The sequence below is a fragment of the Mesorhizobium sp. M1396 genome (genome assembly GCF_040317725.1).
GTDB lineage: Bacteria > Pseudomonadota > Alphaproteobacteria > Rhizobiales > Rhizobiaceae > Mesorhizobium.
Genome location: NZ_JAMYLA010000071.1, coordinates 1 through 16,015, shown reverse-complemented (window position 1 = coordinate 16,015; position 16,015 = coordinate 1). Strand labels below are relative to the sequence as shown.

The window sequence follows — 16,015 nt, the reverse complement described above, 5'->3', positions numbered from 1 at the left end:
ATCGCCATCACGACAAGGCGCATATGATGACCACGCATACCGGCGGATGCCATTGCGGCAACATACGCCTTGCATTTTCAACCGAGCTCGATGCGTCGCAAATCGAAGTTCGCGCCTGCCAATGCTCGTTCTGTGTCAGACATGGTTCGCGCGCCGTTGCCGATCCGGACGGCAGACTGATCATCTCGGTCAAGGACGAGGCGCGATTGCAAAAATACCAATTCGGGCTGAGGACGGGCGACTATTTGATCTGCCGGGAGTGCGGCGTCTATGTCGCCGCAATCGCCGGAGAGGACGATGCAATCGCCAGAGACTACACAAGGGCTATCGTCATCATCAACGCGCTGGACGACCGAGAGCCGTTCAAACAGGCGCCGGTCCTTGTCGACTTCGATGCCGAAAGCCGAGCGCAGCGCCAAGCTGCAAAAAATCACCTCGGGGGGCGACGTTCCTGTTTCGCCGGCGCCACCCAGATCTCGGCGTCGAGCCGCTTTGTCGCCAAGCCGCGGGCGATGGCCTCGGCGCTGACGGCACTCTTGGCCGCGGCCTGACGCTTGCTGATCAGCAATCCATCGGCCAAGGCGCGGTTTGGGGAAAAGACGCGAGCCAGGAACGGCGTACGGCTGCCCCGCGCCCGCGAAAACCGTGCCGCCGTGGTTTGCCTGGCCGTATGGTCGACGACCGCGTCGATCCAGCCCTCCATCAATCGTGCGCCCGGCTCCAGGAGCAGCAACCAATCCCCCTTGGCTTGCCGAATCCCCACCGCGATGCCGCCCGTCACGTACTGACAACCGGCATGCTCGGCCACACGGTGCGTCTGGTCGGTTGAGCCCGTGTCGCAGACGATGACGTCACGCACCATGCCCTCGACCGCGCCGCCAATCAGCGAGGCGAGCGTGCGGGTAAGGCCTTCCTCGTCATTGCACGTCTCGATGAGAACACTGAGCATCATTAGCCGAATAGCGGAAAGCGCGGCACGGCGCCAGTTATCCAGCGAAGCATAAAAAGTTCTTGCTTTGTTCTCATCGACAAAATAGGAATAATTTCATGAACAGAGCGATTCGACACAACACCGACAGTCCCTGGGAGCGGGCGAAGATGGAACAGATCGTGCGCGCCGACATTGCGGCTTTCGGAGCTGGACGGGCCGAGATGGCCAATGCGATGATCGAGCAGAGTGGCATGCGTGTCCGTCCGGACCGCAACCGCGGCAGGTCGGCGGGCATCAATCCGTCGGGCCGGTTCGAGCCGGTCAGCCGGCATGTGTTCGACGATGGCTGGAATTCGCTGGAGGAACTGCCGCCTTTCAAGACCGAAGTGCAGGTCGAAAAGCCACGCACCATCATCACCCGCAACGAATCGCCCGACATTTCCTTCGACCGTTCGATCAACCCGTATCGCGGTTGCGAGCACGGCTGTGTCTATTGCTTTGCCCGGCCGACGCACTCGTTCATGGGCCTGTCGCCGGGCCTCGATTTCGAATCGAAGCTGTTTGCCAAGCCGGATGCGGCGCGCTTGCTCGACAAGGAACTGTCGAAGGACGGCTACCAACCGCGCACCATCGCCATCGGCACCAACACCGACCCCTACCAGCCGATCGAGAAGCAATACCGGATCATGCGCGAGATCCTCGAAGTGCTGGAAGCGCGTGGTCATCCGGTCGGCATCGTCACCAAATCCGCTTTGGTGACGCGCGACATCGATATCCTGTCGCGCATGGCCGAACGGGGGCTGGCCAAGGTGGCGCTGTCGGTGACGACATTGGACCGGATGCTGGCCAGAACGATGGAGCCGCGGGCGTCGACGCCAACCAAGCGGCTGGAGGCGATCCGGCAGCTTTCGGATGCCGGCATTCCGGCTTCGGTCATGGTGGCGCCGATCATCCCCGGCCTGACCGACCCGGAGATGGAACGGATTCTCGATTCGGCACGTGCCGCCGGCGCGCGCGAGGCGGGTTATGTCCTACTGCGCCTGCCGCTGGAGGTCAGCCCAATCTTCAAGGACTGGCTGCTGCGCCACTATCCTGACCGCTACCGTCACGTGATGTCGTTGATCCGCTCGATGCGCGACGGCAAGGACTACGATTCGGAATGGGGCAAGCGCATGAAGGGCGCCGGTCCCTATGCCTGGCAGATCGGCCGGCGCTTCGAGATCACAGCCAAACGGCTCGGCCTCAATGTCGAACGGCGCACGCTGCGGACCGACCAGTTCGTTCCCGCGGGAAAGGACCAGGTACAGCTGACGCTGCTTTGAAGTGCAATCCGCTGCGGTGGTCGATCCGCCGCAGCACAGGAATCCCGTCCGGCCTGCCCCGGCTTGCAGACGGTGCCCTCCCGGTCCGGCGCCCCACCCGACCCGGAGGGACTTGCGGAGAATCGGAGCCGATGCGAACCTCGCCGCAACATGGCTCGCACGCGTTCTGATTCTCCGCCTCTCTTTGAGATCATCGAGAGGCCCGACTTCTCCTTCGAGACGAAGGCGATGGCCGAAGGTTTGTGGCCGGTTGCGGGCATGGACGAGGCCGGGCGCGGTCCCCTGGCCGGGCCGGTGGTCGCGGCGGCGGTGGTGCTCGATCCCGCCAACATTCCCGACGGCCTCGACGATTCCAAGCGTCTCAGCCATCTGCAGCGCGAGGCCCTGTTCCTGCGAATTCTCGGCTCCGCGCAGGCGGTCTCAATGGCCTCGATCAGCGCCGAGGGCATCGACGGCAGCAATATCCTCAAGGCAAGCCTGGAGGCGATGCGCCGCGCCCTGGTTGGCCTGTCGGTTCAGCCGAAGCTCGCGCTCGCCGACGGGCGCGACGTACCGCCGGGCCTGCCTTGCGCTGGGCGCGCGCTGATCAAGGGTGACCAGCGTTCGCAATCGATCGCCGCCGCTTCGATCGTCGCCAAGGTGATGCGTGACCGCATGATGTGCGGTTGCGGCAACCATCACGACCGCTATGGGTTCGAGGCTCATATGGGCTATGCCACGGTCCGCCATCGCACGGCGATCGAGGCGCATGGCCCGGTAGCGCGGCTGCACCGCGTGTCGTTTGCGCCGTTCAGATTGGGCGGGGTGGAAGTAATTGAGGAAGAGAGCCTCGCCGGCCTGGATTGAGCCGACGGCGATGGCAGCTGATCTCCCCCTCGAGGGGGAGATGTCGCCGAAGGCGACAGAGGGGGTCGGCTCGACTGGGCACGACGCCATTTTTCAGCATAGATGAGGTCAGCGCTTCACGCGCGGCGACCTGCCGGCCATCTCCCCCTCAAGGAGGGAGATTACGCGCTCGGCCGCCTCGCCAATCTGGTTATCCACAACAAAAAGCCGCCAGGTTTCCCGGGCGGCTTTCGATGATTGGCTGGACGGACCGTCTAGTTCAGCTTCGACTTCACGTCCGTGAGCGAAGCCTTGAACAGCTCGGCACCGGCCTTGGCGTCGATCTTGCCGGCAAGCAGCGTGCGTGCCGCCTCGACGGCGATATCGACGGCGCTGGCGCGGACTTCGCTTATGGCGTCACGCTCGGCCTGGCCGATCTTCTGTTCGGCAAGCGCGGTGCGCCTGACGACATAGTCCTCGGTCTTCTTGTGCGCCTCGGCTGCAAGCATGTCGGCTTCGCGCTTGGCGGCGGCGACGATGGCGGCGGCCTCCTGCTCGGCTTCCTTGCGCTTGCGCTGGTACTGGCCCAGCAGCTGCTGGGCCTCCTCGCGCAGCCGGCGCGCTTCGTCCAGCTCGTTGCTGATCCTGTCCGCGCGGGCGTCGAGCGCCTTGGCGATCAGGCCAGGTACCCTGATGTAGACTGCAACGCCAAGGAAGATAACCAGAGCTACCGTGGCCCAGAGCGTTGCTAGAGAGGTGTAGTCCATGATGCGCTCCTCACCTGGCCACGGATTTGACTGCGGCCGCGATCTCGGCCTTGCTGGCCTTGCCGCCGACCAGGGCCTCGACGATCGCCGAAGCGGTATCCTCGGCGATGCTGCCGACTTCCTTCATGGCATTGGCCTTGATGGAAGAAATGCGGGCCTCGGCCTCGCCAAGCTTCGCGTCGAGCGCGGCCTCGACCTTCTTGCGCGCGGTCTCGGCCTCGGCCTTGGCCGCATCGTTGGCCTGCTGGCCGATCGCGTTGGCCTTGGTCTTGGCTTCCGCCAGTTCCTGCTCGTAGGCAGCAACGGCGGCGTCGGCCTCGCCCTTCAACTTGGCTGCCTGGTCGAGATCCTGGCTGATGCGGTCGTTGCGGACATCGATGATGCCCCCGACGCGCGGCATCACCACCCGCTTCAGGAAGAGGTAAAACAGCCCGAAAGTGATCGCCAGCCACAGAAGCTGCGACGGAAACGTCGCAGGATCGAATGGCGGAAAGGTGCCGTGCGCTTCGGCAGGCACGCTGGTGCCGGAATGCGTCTCGCCTTCCGTTGCGGCAGGCGCGGACTCTTGCGCGAAGGCAGATGTCACGAACATGGACTATCCCCGAAATTCAGGCCCGCCGCTTGCGCGGCCGGCCTGTCCAATCTTCTCATGGCTTAGCCAAAGAGGGACTCAGCCGAACAGGGCCAGAAGCGCGATCAGAAGCGAGAAGATGCCCAGCGCTTCGGTCACGGCGAAGCCGAAAATCAGACGGCCGAACTGGCCATCGGCAGCCGACGGGTTGCGCAACGCGCCCGCGAGGTAGCTGCCGAAGATGTTGCCGAGGCCAATGCCTGCGCCACCCATGCCCAGGCAAGCGATGCCGGCGCCGATGTACTTTGCTGCTTCTGCGTCCATTTGTTCAACTCCTTTGGATCTAAAAATTCCGTTGCTCTATCATCCGGCGCCAATGTTGGAAAACTCTTGGGCCGGAAACTTTTGCTCAGTGCCCCGGGTGCAGGGCGTCGTTGAGATACATGCAGGTCAACACGGCAAAGACGTAGGCCTGCAGGAAGGCGACCAGCAGTTCCAGCGCCGTCAGCGCCACCGCCATTGCCAGCGGCAGGATCGAGCCGGCGACGCCAACCGCGCCGAGCGCGCTCAGGCTGACGACGAACCCGGAGAACACCTTCAGCGTGATATGGCCGGCGAGCATGTTGGCGAACAGACGAACCGAGAGGCTGACGGGACGCGACACGAACGAGATCACCTCGATCAGCACCACCAGCGGCAGCAGGAAGACGGGCACGCCATGCGGCACGAACAGCTTCAGGAACCCGAAACCATGCTTCATGAAGCCGTAGACGACCACGGTCGCGATCACCAGGATGGCCAGACCGAAAGTGACGATGATGTGGCTGGTGACAGTGAAGAAATACGGGAACAGGCCAAGTAGGTTGGCGACCAGCACGAACATGAACAGCGAAAACACAAGAGGGAAGAACTTCATGCCTTGCGTGCCGGCGGCATCGCGCAACATGTTGCCGACGAATTCGTAGGCCATCTCTGAGACCGACTGAAGCCGGCCAGGAACGAGGCTGCGGCTCGACGTCGTGAGAAACAGAAACGCGGCCGCGACAACAACGGTCGCGACCATGAACAATGCCGAATTGGTGAAAGACAGATCGTAGCCGCCGATGTCGATCGGAATCAGCTTGTTGATATGGAACTGGTGGATCGGATCGACCTTGTCAGCTGCCACGTTCAAACCCCGTCAATGCCGCGTACGGCCTCGTTACCATTACCGCACATGAAGCGCGGTCATTTCTTGTCGTCTTGGTCACGGCGCGATTTATCGCCCTGTCCGAATTCTGCCACAACGCCCGCGGAACGCATCACATTGAGCACTCCGGCGCCAAAACCAAGCAGCAGAAACACGATCAGACCCCAAGGCGATGTCCCCGCCAGACGGTCGATGATCCAGCCGATGCCGGCACCCACCACCACCCCGGCGATAAACTCGCTGGAGAGTTTGAGCGCCTGGCCATAACCGGCCATACTGCCCGCTTTCGCGTCGTCTTTCCCCTCGAGCCGGTCCGGCCGCCTTGTCGCGAGCGATGCTTCAAGGTTGCGCCGGCGGCGCTCAAGATCGTCGTCGCGGATGTCGGGTTCATGCTGCTTGCCGCGGCCGGTTTCTCCGGTTCCGTCTGGCCCATTCTTGTCGGCCATCGCAACCCCCCTGCCCGGTCAGACCGTCACCGTCCGTCCGCTTCTAAAGTCGCCGGCAACATAGTTAGAGGGTTTGCGCCCGTCAAGCCACGGACAGAAGTTCATTGCCATGTATTTTAGGCAGCAAAATCAATGGATTAGAAAGGTGCGACATCGTGCCCGCCACGATGACGGGGATGCATGGCGCGAATCCCCAGGGCAATGGCTCTCCGATCGACTGCGCGCCGCGTCAAGGATCAGCGACTGTTGCGCGCTCAGCTCCAGCCACCGCCATAGGTACGATAGAAGATATGCAGACCGATCTTGGTCATCTTCTGCATCGTGCGCGCCCAACCCGGATGGACATATTGGGCGTAGTAGTGGGTCGACGATCCGACTTCCGGGATGAATATCTTGCCGGCGGTGACGGCCATGGCGATATCCTGGGCGGTCTTGTAGGCGACGGGACTGTCGATGCGTTTCTTTCTGCCGTCGCAGGCGAAGGAGAACTGGCAACGGTTGAACCAGCTGTCGTTCTGGTAGACGACGCCGCAGATCGAATTCGGATAGGTCGGGTTGCGGACGCGATTGAGGATGACCTGAGCGACGGCGGCCTGACCACGTACGGATTCGCTCCTCGCTTCGAAATAGACGCCCTTTGCGAGGCATGCCTGTTCCGGTTCGGAGAAGACACTGGCGGGCAGCGGGTTCTGGATCCACGAATGATCGCCCTTGACCATCGGCGGAATGAAGCGGCCATCATTGGGCTGCTCGTCCTGAAGCAGGGCTTCGAAGGGCGATGCCTGGGCATAGTCGGGCTCGGACTGCGCATAGGCTGTCGCCAGCACATCCGGACGGTCATTGTTGACCAGCGCCGCCAGCATGGCAGGCACGCCGGGATCCGGCTTCTTGTCCTCGCGCGCATGGAATGCGGCGGCTATCTGGATTTCCTTGCCTTTGATCCGCGGCTTGGCGAAAGCCATCTTCAGGCCGCTGTCCACGCTGGGCCGCAGCAAAGAGGAGGTGCGCTCGAAGATCGAGCCGGCATTGAAGTTCTTCGGGGGTGCCACGGGAGACATCTGGACGATGCGGCCCTTCTTCTCGGCGCGCACGACGCGATCCTCGTCGGGCGTCGCGCTGACCTTGCCGCCCTTGCCGCGAAAAGACACGTTGCCGATGCCGGCCAGGTGGACACCCGATCCGGAGATGGAGCCGGTGACATCGGAATCGACAAAGGGCATCTCGGCCGCATGGGTAGAGCCGGCGACGGATTTCTCTACATAGGAATTCCAGCGGGTGCTCGATGCTTCGAGGCCGGAAACGAGGCTCGTCATGTCCTGATAGGCGGCGACGGTCGGAAAGCCGATCCAGATGCCGAGGCCGACGACGAACGGGGCCAGAAAGCCACGTCTCTCACCGGCGGCGGCAACAAGCCGCTTCAACACACGTCGATGCACGGAACTCTCTCCAGGAACGCTACAGACCCCACTGGAGAGCAAAATGATGCATTAACCTTGATGGGACGTTAACGGGTTCGATCGGGTTTTCCCGATCGGCTCAAGGTCGTGGTTTGGAAGTCGGGCGGTTTTGCGGCGGGCCATTCAGGCTGGCCGCAGGAAGATCGGCCAGGCGATCAGCGCGCAGATGGCGGCCGATAGCCATACGCCGGACCATGACCAGAGGTGCAATAGGCCCGGAATGGCCAGCGGCACCAGGAAGAAGCCGACGAAAACCAAGCTGTTGGCAAGGCTGAGCGCGGTTCCGACATGGCCGGCACCGGCAAGCGTGGCAAGCTCGGTATAGGCGACGCCGTGCCAGGCGGAGACCGAGACTCCTGCGACAATAAGCACAGCGGGAAGGATCGCCATGAGCAGGAAATGTCCGCCTGGTATGGCGGAACTGGCCAAGACCAGCAGCCAAAGCACGGCGAAGGCAAGTGCACTCAGCGCACTGCATAAGCGAAGAAACTGGCGGCGGTTGCCGTGGCGGTCGGTGAAGCGGCCGCTCCAGATGCGCATGACCATGGCGCCGACCTGCACGGCGGCGAGGCTCGCGCTGATCGCTGCCGTTCCCAGCCCAACGAAGTCGTGCAGGAACACGGAGGCGAAGGTGAGCACGGCCACTTGCGGAAAGCAGAGCAGGCCGATGGCGGTGGCGATACGCCAGACGTCCGGATTGCGCAGCGGCGCCGGTCCGGCCGCAGCCGCCGAAACGAGATGGCCCTCGCCCGCCGTCGGCGGCTCGTGCAGCCAGCGCCATGCGAACAGGACAGAGAGAGCGGATGCGCCCGCCAGGACGCCGAACACCGCGGCAAAGCCGAAAGCCAGGGCTAGCGAGGGCAGGACGAGCGCGCCAAGGCCGCCGCCGAGCGGCACCGCCGTCTGCCTGATGCTCATGGCAAAGCCGCGCTCGTTTTCCCGGAACCAGCCCATGATGGCGCGGCCGCTCGAACCGTTGACGCTGCCGCCGAGCAGTCCTGTGATGAGCAGGCTCGCGGACAAGAGCATGACGCCGGGAACACCAGTCCTTGTCGGCACAACCAGCATCGCCATGACCAGGAGCCACGCAGCCGTGGCGCCAAGCCCGACCAGAAGCACGCGGCGATCACCCCAGCGATCCGTGAGCAGGCCCCATGGCAGTTCGCTGAGCGCGACCCCCAGCCCGAGAAGGCCGAGTGCAAGGCCGAGCTCGGCATTGGCCAAATGATACCCTTGGCGAAGCATGACCGCCGTTGCCGGTATGCCGGAGAAAGTGGCCGAGAAGCTGGCATTGGCGGCAACGCCGATGCCCAGAACCTTCCAGCGATGGTTGGGCTTGAATGCTCTCCCGGCGGAGCTGGAAGCCGTGTCTTTCAAGAGTTCCGGCGGCTGTCGGTCGGTGCAATCGACGATGGCGGACATGATTTCATTCCCGTGCTTGGCCAGCGGCCTGAGCCTTGACGGTCTATCTCTAGCGTCGTAATTTGATCCTGAAAATCAGGAAGTTTTAAACAAACTATCCTGAAAATTGGGATTATGATATGCGACGCGTGACCTTCGATCTCGACGTTCTCCGCAGCTTCGTCACCGGCATGGAGTTGGGCAGCTTTGCCAAGGCGGCTGACCGGCTTGGTCGGTCTACGTCGGCGGTCAGTGCGCAATTGAAGAAACTGGAAGAACAGGCGGCGACGGCGATCTTCCGCAAGTCGGGGCGCGGCCTCGCCTTGACCGAGGCGGGCGAGACGATGCTCGGCTATGCGCGTCGGCTGATCGAGCTGAATGACGAGGCGGCATCCGCCATCCACGACGTGGAGTTGGAAGGCTGGGTACGGCTCGGCCTGCAAGAGGATTTCGGCGAGGCGGTGCTGCCCGACGTGCTCGGCCGTTTCGCCCGCGCCCATCCCAAGGTCAAGATCGAAGCCAGGATCGCGCGCAGCCACGACCTTGCGGAACGGATCGTGTCAGGCAGTCTCGACATCGCGCTCGCCTGGCACAGCGGCGAGACGCTGCCCTACAGCGAACACGTCGCCGATGTGCAGATGCGCTGGATCGGCCCGGCAAAGCGCATCGAGGCCAGCCTGCGCCACAGTGAGCCACTGCCGCTGGTGGCGCTGGAAGCGCCATGCCTTTTGCGCACGGTTGCCACCGAAACGCTCGACCGCGCCGGCCTGTCGTGGCGGATGGCATTTTCCAGCCCGAGCCTTGGCGGCATCTGGGCAGCCGTGGCGGCGGGGCTGGGGCTGACGATCCGCACCGACATCGGCCTGCCGGCCAGCGTCAGCGCCATGACGCCCGAGATCGCCGGATTGCCCGCGCTGCCCAAGATGGCGTTGTTCCTGCATCGCAAGGACGCCGAAGCCGAGCCAGTGGCGGCCCGCCTCGCCGATATATTGCTGGATGCGGCGCGGCAGGCGTTGCCTGGGAACGTCCGGGCCAACGACAACGGTTTGCGCGACATGGCGTGATCGCCAGACGGGCGCCGACGTTCAGCTGCGTTTCTTGGACCTGCCGGCGAATGGGTTGTCCGAGGTGCGCAGCGCAATGCGGATCGGCACGCCGGGCAAGTCGAAGGCTTCGCGCAGGCTGTTGGAGAGATAGCGGACATAGGATTGCGGCATCGCATCGGGCCGCGAGCACTGGACGACGAAACCCGGTGGCCGGGTCTTGGCCTGGGTGACGTATTTTACCTTCAGCCGGCGCCCGGCCACGGCGGGCGGCGGATGATGCGCCAGGATGCCTTCCAGCCAGCGGTTGAGCTTGCCGGTCGAGACGCGGCTGTTCCACACCTTGTGCGTCCTGATGACGGCATCCATCAGCTTGTCGAGGCCGCGCCCGGTCTCGGCCGAGACGGGTACGGCCTGGAGGCCGCGCGCCTGCGGAAGAAGCCGCTCCGTCTTCTCGCGCAGTTCGGCCAGAAGCTCCTGGGGATGGTCGATCAGGTCCCATTTGTTGAAGGCGATCACCGGCGCGCGACCTTCGCGGATGATCAGGTCGGCGATCTGCAGATCCTGCTTCTCGAAGGGAATGGTGGCATCGAGTACGATGATGACGATCTCGGCGAAACGGATGGCGCGCAGGCCGTCCTGCACCGACATCACTTCCAGCTTTTCGTGGATCCTGGCCTTGCGGCGCATGCCGGCCGTGTCGAACAGTTTCAGCCGGCGGCCATGCCAATCCCAGTCGACGGAGATGGAATCACGGGTGATGCCGGCTTCCGGTCCGGTGAGCAGCCGCTCTTCGCCGATCAGCGCGTTGATCAATGTCGACTTGCCGGCATTGGGACGACCGACGACGGCGATGCGCATCGGCTTGGTGTCGTCATAGGTGTGCTCGGCATCAGGATCGGCGATATCCTCGCCGATCAGAACCTCGCCGGCAGCGACTTCTTCGTCTTCGCCATCTTCATTTTCGCCAAAGGCACGCGCTTCGCCGAGCGCGCCGATCACGGCGTCGCGCAAATCGGGCATGCCCTGGCCATGTTCCGCCGAAACCGGGATCGGCTCGCCAAGGCCGAGCTCCCAGGCCTCCAGCATGCCGCCCTGGGCGCCCTTCGCCTCGGCCTTGTTGGCGACCAGCACCACCGGCTTGCCGGACTTGCGCACGATCTCGGCAAAGGTCCTGTCGTCGGGCAACAGGCCGGACTTGGCGTCGATGGTGAAGAAGATCAGGTCGGCCTCGCGGATGGCAATCTCGGTCTGCGCGCGCATGCGGCCGGGCAAGGTCGAGGCGCCCGCATCCTCGAAGCCGGCGGTGTCGATGACGTCGAAATGCAGGTCGTAGAGCTTGGCGGCATGGACGCGACGGTCGCGGGTGACGCCCGGCGTGTCGTCGACAAGCGCCAGCTTCCTTCCCACCAGCCGATTGAAAAGAGTCGATTTGCCGACGTTAGGTCTGCCGATGATGGCAACTTTGAAGGTCACGACGCACTGCCCGACCCGCGGATCAGTTCGGACATCAACGTTGCACGCTCGCGGGTGTTGCGCGGCGCGCCGTCATCGGCGGCGATCTGGTCGAACAGCTTTAGCGCGTCCTGGGTCTTGCCTTCCTTCCAGGCGGAAAGGCCGAGTGCCTCGCGCGCCGTATGGCGCAGCGTGTTGGTGTCCGATGTAAGAGCCTCGACACGGCTGGAGACGTCAGCGAAGGAGCCATGGTCGACAAGCAGGAGTGCTGCCCTGAGGCGCGCCATGTCGCGAATGCCCTGGGGAATGGCGGTGTCGGCGGCGACATCGTCGAAATCCTTGACGGCGGCGGCGACGTCGCCCTTGTCGGCCTTGACGGTTGCGCCGCGCATGCGCGCGAGCAACGGATAGGCGCCGTAGCCATCCTCCTCCAATTGATCGAGCGCGGTCAGCGCTTCGTCGTTCTTGCCGTCATTGGCAAGCTTCAGCGCCTGCGAGAACGCATCGCCGGAGCGGTTGGCGCGCGTCTCGTCCCAATAGCGATAACCGACGAAAGCGGCGGTGCCGAGCACCACGAGGATCGCGAGGACAAGCAACGCGGGACCAAAACGGTCCCACAGCGCATGCGCCTGGTCGCGACGCATCTCGTCGTTGACTTCACGGATAAAACTGTCGTCGGACATCGATCAAAACCATTCCTGCCCGGTCGGGCCTTTGTCAGCCCGCGTTTTAGCGAAATTTTGTCGGCATGGAAGGGGTTCAACCGGAAAATCGCCTATTCCCGAGGCAAGCAGCCGAAAAGGCCGATCGCACCCACGCCACATTTCGGGGATAGCCGGCTTCCAGACGTCCCCCAGAATGCAGATCAGAAGAGTGCAGATCCGATTGCCTATGCTTCGTCCGTTTCGCGCTGTTGCGTTTTCCCTCGCCTCGCTCGCCACTGCCGGCGGGGCTTTGGCCGATCCGCCCGCGCCACCAATACCGGCAAAGCCCAAGCAGGCCGTCATCATCTCGTTCGACAGCGCCCGCGACATTTCGCAGTGGAAGCGTAGCCGGGCACTGGCGCAGCGCACCGGCGCGCACTTCACCTATTTTCTCTCCTGCGTCTTCCTGCTGTCGCCGGAAACACGCAAGCAATACGACGCACCCGGCAAAAGCGCCGGCAAATCCAATATCGGCTTTGCCGCCTCGAAGCAGGAAGTCACCGAGCGGCTCGAACAGATCGGCCTTGCCGCGCATGAAGGCCACGATATCGCCAGCCATGGCTGCGGCCATTTCGACGGCAAGGATTGGAGCAAGGCCGACTGGCTGAAAGAGTTCAGTTCGTTCGAGCACATTCTCGAGAACGCCTATGCGATCAACGGAATTGCGCCCGAACCCGAGGGCTGGCGCGATTTCGCGCGGCATGCGGTGGCCGGTTTTCGCGCGCCGTATCTGTCGGCGAACAAGGCCCTCTACGAGGCGCTGCCGGCGGCCGGCTATCAGTTCGACGCCAGCGGCGTCTCGCAGGGCCCTACCCGACCGACGGCCGGCAACGGCATCATGCAGTTTTCGCTGCCGCAGATTCCGGAGGGACCGAACTTACGGCCGGTGATCGCCATGGACTACAACCTCTATGTCAGGCATTCCGGCGGCTTCGAGCGGCCAAGCATGGCGGACGAGTTCGCGAACCGCACCTATGATGCCTTCCGCGCCGCCTTCGACAAGCAGTATGCGGATAAGCGCCTTCCGCTGGAACTCGGCTTCCACTTCACGCTGATGAATGACGGCGCCTACTGGAACGCGCTGGAGCGCTTTGCCGGCGAGGTCTGCGTCAAGGCCGATGTCGAGTGCATCAGTTTTCGTGACTATGTCTCGCGCCAGGATGCTGCCCAGAAGCAAGCGTCGGTTGGCGGCTGAGCCGCCAACCCGGTTCGATTTCCAACCTGGCCTTTAGGCCGGATCTTCCACGCCCTGTTTTGCCAGATAGCGCTGGTCGATGTCCGGCAGCGGCTCGCCGAGCAGGGTCGCCTCGAAGGCGCGCAGGCGTTTGTGGACCGATTGCAGCTCGACAATGGTCGACCAGGACGTGAGCAGAAACTGCAAAGAACCCGTCACTTTACCGAATGCATTCGAAATCTGGTTCAGCGCGCCGAACGTTATCTTGTGTGCAACCAGCGACGGACCCAGGATCAGCAGCGAGAAAATGTTGTCGGCCTGCAGGTATGTGTAACGGACGACGTTGAAATAAATGTAGTGGAAATAGAGCCTGAAATAATTGTGACGAACGTTCGCGAACAGCTCGGCAGTGGTAGCTGGCTGAGCCCTGTCTGCGTGATCCTCGCCGTAGACGAGTTCCTTGCGATAGGCGGCCTCGACGCGCTGGTTGCGGAACTGCAATCCCGGAAGCTTCAAGCCGGCAATCATGACCGAGATCGTTCCGAACAGACACCAGGCAAGGGCCGCGACAACCAATGGCTGCGGGATCGCGCCGATAATCGGCAACTCGGTGATATGGGCCTGCAACTGGATCATGACCGGCAGAAATGCGATCAACGTCATGATCGACTGGACAAAGCTGGAGCCGAGATCCTCCATGATCTGCGAGAACCGCATCGTGTCTTCCTGAATACGCTGCGAGGCACCCTCGATATGGCGTAGCCTGCTCCAATTCTCTACGAAGTAGTTGTTCATCGCCGTGCGCCAGCGGAAGATCCAGTGGCTGACGATGAAGGCATTGACCACCTGCACGTTCATGCCGATCAACGCGAGCCACGAAAAATCTGCCAATCCGATATAAAATTCGGCGTTGGTCGACTTTCCGGTCCCCGACATCAGTCCCTGCACATAGTCGAAGAATGGCCCGTACCAGGCGTTGACGGCGACACTGACCTGCACATTGAAATAGATGAAGAACAGGATGACTGAGGTCATCAGGATCGACCAGCGTTGCCATGGATGCGGCGAATACCAGCTCCAGAACGCATAGAAGACGGCCACGCAGAACGCGAAATAGAGATAAAACCATAGAAACGGCGGCGACATGAGAATGGCGATGCCGATAATGGGCGGCGCGCCGGCCATGGCGGGCGGCAATCCGAAAACGGCGCCCAGTTGCTCACCACCGAAAAACCAGAACAGGATCGCCGCAAGGCTCCAGACGGCGGCCGAAGAGAAAAAAAGCTTCGGCTGCGGGAAAAAGGATACGAACACTGTGGGGAATTCCTCAATCTAGGCGCAAATCAGCTGGCTACGGCGGGCATAAAGTCACACATTAGCTGGAAAGAAAATGCCCGTGCCCGATGCCCGCACCGAGCAACCCCACAATCATGGCGATTTTGGCGCAGCCGACCATGTGAGGCCGCCGGAGACGACCAGCATGATGGCGGCGGCGATCGAGGCGAGGAAGAAATCGCCGGACATTTGCGCCAGCAGCCCGGCGGCGATCGGGCCGATGATCTGGCCTACGCCGAACGCAGCCGTCATCAGGGCAAAGATCCGCCGCGGCGCCTGCGGTGCAAGCTGTCTGGCGGCCTGGAGGCCAAATGCGGTGATGGCTATGAAGGTGCCGCCGAGCAGCATGCCGCCGAGCAACGGCCCGGTACGTCCGCCGATGGCGACGCTGGCGGTGACGCCGACAACTTCGATGATGCATGCCAGCGCATAGGCGGCATAGAGGCCGGTCCGAGCGGCGATCTTCTGCCAGAGCCAGGTCGAGGGAAAGCCGGCAAGGCCGGCGACCATCCACACCATGGTCTCGAAGACCCGGCTGCCGCCGCCTTGCCGAACGATGGCGACCAGGAACGTCGCCGTCACCACGTAGCCGAAGCCGAACAGGCCGTAGGCAATGATGACCTTGATCAACGACCGGTCCATCCGCAGTGCCGGCTCGCGGGCGACTTCGCCATTGGTGAGCGGACCCTCGTCGACCATCAACGCCACAAATACGAAACCGCAAGCCGAGATTGCCGCCGACCACAGCCAGCCCGCCGCCCAACCGGCATGTTCGGTGACCAGCACCGCCATCATCGCCGCGGAGATTGCGATGCCGAGGCCGACGCCGCCGAAATGCAACGCCTGCAGGTCGCCGCGACCGGCAGCCGCGATATGGCTGAAAACGATGCTGGCCATGAACACCATGACGAAGGCGCTGGCCAGGCCGGCCAGAAAGCGGACAACGAGAAAGGCGGCCATCATATCGGTCAGCCCCATCAACGCGGCAAGGACCGCACTGGCGCCGAGCCCCACCAGCATCAGCAGGCGCTCACGCCCATGCGCCCAGCCGCCCGCCGCCGCCAACGCGCCAATGAGATAACCGAGATAGTTGGCGGAGGCGATCCATCCGGCATCGGCCGGCGACAGATGCAGTTCCTGCATCATGCCGGGCAGGATCGGCGTGTAGACGAAGCGGCCGATGCCCATTGCGACGGCCATGGCAACCATGCCGGCGAAGGTGAAACGCAGCGCTGTTGACGTGTCTGATGTCATTGCACTGCACAATAGAATTGGCTGGCGCCGAAACAATCTGATTTGTGTTGGGCCAGCCTAGGGCCTGTTGAGATTCAGGATTCCACTTTGAGCCTGATTGTGATTCAAGCTTTGAATGGCGCGATTTGTACTGACGGACGC

At 62.9% G+C, this 16,015-nt stretch carries 16 protein-coding genes and 1 pseudogene; 5 read left to right on the top strand and 12 right to left on the bottom strand.

Translation table 11 applies throughout. The features are described 5' to 3' along the window. Nucleotides 1–23: 23 nt before the first annotated feature. Nucleotides 24–245 (top strand): annotated as a pseudogene (locus NKH02_RS34600) (GFA family protein); the annotation flags it as partial. A 185-nt stretch (nt 246–430) separates the two neighbouring features. Here NKH02_RS34600 and NKH02_RS30810 read toward each other — a convergent pair. Beyond that, on the bottom strand, nt 431–949 hold the full coding sequence (locus tag NKH02_RS30810; RefSeq protein WP_352883405.1) for a glycosyltransferase: 519 nt from the start codon (nt 947–949) through the stop codon (nt 431–433). A gap of 149 nt (nt 950–1,098) precedes the next feature. Here NKH02_RS30810 and NKH02_RS30805 point away from each other — a divergent pair, with 149 nt between their 5' ends. Then, nucleotides 1,099–2,253, top strand: coding sequence for a PA0069 family radical SAM protein (locus NKH02_RS30805; protein WP_352870409.1), 1,155 nt, complete (start codon nt 1,099–1,101; stop codon nt 2,251–2,253). Nucleotides 2,254–2,403: 150 nt separating this feature from the next. Then, entirely contained in the window at nt 2,404–3,099 is a 696-nt protein-coding gene (rnhB, locus tag NKH02_RS30800; protein WP_352883394.1) for a ribonuclease HII, read from the top strand. Between the two features lie 254 nt (nt 3,100–3,353). On the opposite strand, the gene NKH02_RS30795 is transcribed toward rnhB, so the two are convergent. The 7 genes from NKH02_RS30795 to NKH02_RS30765 all read right to left on the bottom strand — a co-directional run bounded on the left by NKH02_RS30795 (nt 3,354) and on the right by NKH02_RS30765 (nt 8,930). Further along, the gene (locus tag NKH02_RS30795) at nt 3,354–3,845 is read right to left on the bottom strand and encodes a F0F1 ATP synthase subunit B (protein ID WP_352883393.1); all 492 of its coding nucleotides are present in this window, start codon (nt 3,843–3,845) and stop codon (nt 3,354–3,356) included. 10 nt (nt 3,846–3,855) lie between these two features. Next, complete coding sequence (locus tag NKH02_RS30790) at nt 3,856–4,437, bottom strand: F0F1 ATP synthase subunit B (protein WP_352870378.1); 582 nt, start codon at nt 4,435–4,437, stop codon at nt 3,856–3,858. Nucleotides 4,438–4,515: 78 nt separating this feature from the next. Continuing rightward, on the bottom strand, nt 4,516–4,740 hold the full coding sequence (locus NKH02_RS30785; protein WP_006206606.1) for a F0F1 ATP synthase subunit C: 225 nt from the start codon (nt 4,738–4,740) through the stop codon (nt 4,516–4,518). An 85-nt stretch (nt 4,741–4,825) separates the two neighbouring features. Next, nucleotides 4,826–5,584 (bottom strand): F0F1 ATP synthase subunit A, encoded by a 759-nt coding sequence (locus NKH02_RS30780; protein ID WP_352487594.1) that lies wholly within the window; start codon nt 5,582–5,584, stop codon nt 4,826–4,828. 59 nt (nt 5,585–5,643) lie between these two features. Then, the gene (locus NKH02_RS30775; protein WP_352883392.1) at nt 5,644–6,051 is read right to left on the bottom strand and encodes an AtpZ/AtpI family protein; all 408 of its coding nucleotides are present in this window, start codon (nt 6,049–6,051) and stop codon (nt 5,644–5,646) included. Between the two features lie 254 nt (nt 6,052–6,305). Further along, complete coding sequence (locus NKH02_RS30770) at nt 6,306–7,487, bottom strand: cell wall hydrolase (RefSeq protein ID WP_352883390.1); 1,182 nt, start codon at nt 7,485–7,487, stop codon at nt 6,306–6,308. Between the two features lie 144 nt (nt 7,488–7,631). After that, entirely contained in the window at nt 7,632–8,930 is a 1,299-nt protein-coding gene (locus tag NKH02_RS30765; protein WP_352883389.1) for an MFS transporter, read from the bottom strand. A gap of 119 nt (nt 8,931–9,049) precedes the next feature. Between NKH02_RS30765 and NKH02_RS30760 the strand changes: the two genes are divergently transcribed. Then, nucleotides 9,050–9,973 carry a LysR substrate-binding domain-containing protein gene (locus NKH02_RS30760; protein ID WP_352883387.1) on the top strand — a complete coding sequence of 308 codons (924 nt, stop codon included), beginning with the start codon at nt 9,050–9,052 and terminating at the stop codon, nt 9,971–9,973. A gap of 21 nt (nt 9,974–9,994) precedes the next feature. On the opposite strand, the gene der is transcribed toward NKH02_RS30760, so the two are convergent. After that, on the bottom strand, nt 9,995–11,428 hold the full coding sequence (gene der, locus NKH02_RS30755; RefSeq protein WP_352883386.1) for a ribosome biogenesis GTPase Der: 1,434 nt from the start codon (nt 11,426–11,428) through the stop codon (nt 9,995–9,997). Next, complete coding sequence (locus NKH02_RS30750) at nt 11,425–12,090, bottom strand: tetratricopeptide repeat protein (protein WP_352883385.1); 666 nt, start codon at nt 12,088–12,090, stop codon at nt 11,425–11,427. The genes der and NKH02_RS30750 overlap by 4 nt, the downstream gene beginning before the upstream one ends. Nucleotides 12,091–12,298: 208 nt before the next feature. On the opposite strand from NKH02_RS30750, the gene NKH02_RS30745 reads away from it, so the two are divergent. Then, a complete protein-coding gene (locus NKH02_RS30745; protein ID WP_352883403.1) occupies nt 12,299–13,306 on the top strand; it encodes a polysaccharide deacetylase family protein in 1,008 nt (335 codons plus the stop codon). Nucleotides 13,307–13,339: 33 nt separating this feature from the next. On the opposite strand, the gene sbmA is transcribed toward NKH02_RS30745, so the two are convergent. After that, on the bottom strand, nt 13,340–14,599 hold the full coding sequence (sbmA, locus tag NKH02_RS30740) for a peptide antibiotic transporter SbmA (protein ID WP_352883384.1): 1,260 nt from the start codon (nt 14,597–14,599) through the stop codon (nt 13,340–13,342). A 114-nt stretch (nt 14,600–14,713) separates the two neighbouring features. Further along, nucleotides 14,714–15,874: a YbfB/YjiJ family MFS transporter gene (locus NKH02_RS30735; protein WP_352883383.1), complete on the bottom strand. Its 1,161-nt coding sequence runs from the start codon at nt 15,872–15,874 to the stop codon at nt 14,714–14,716. Nucleotides 15,875–16,015 lie beyond the last annotated feature (141 nt).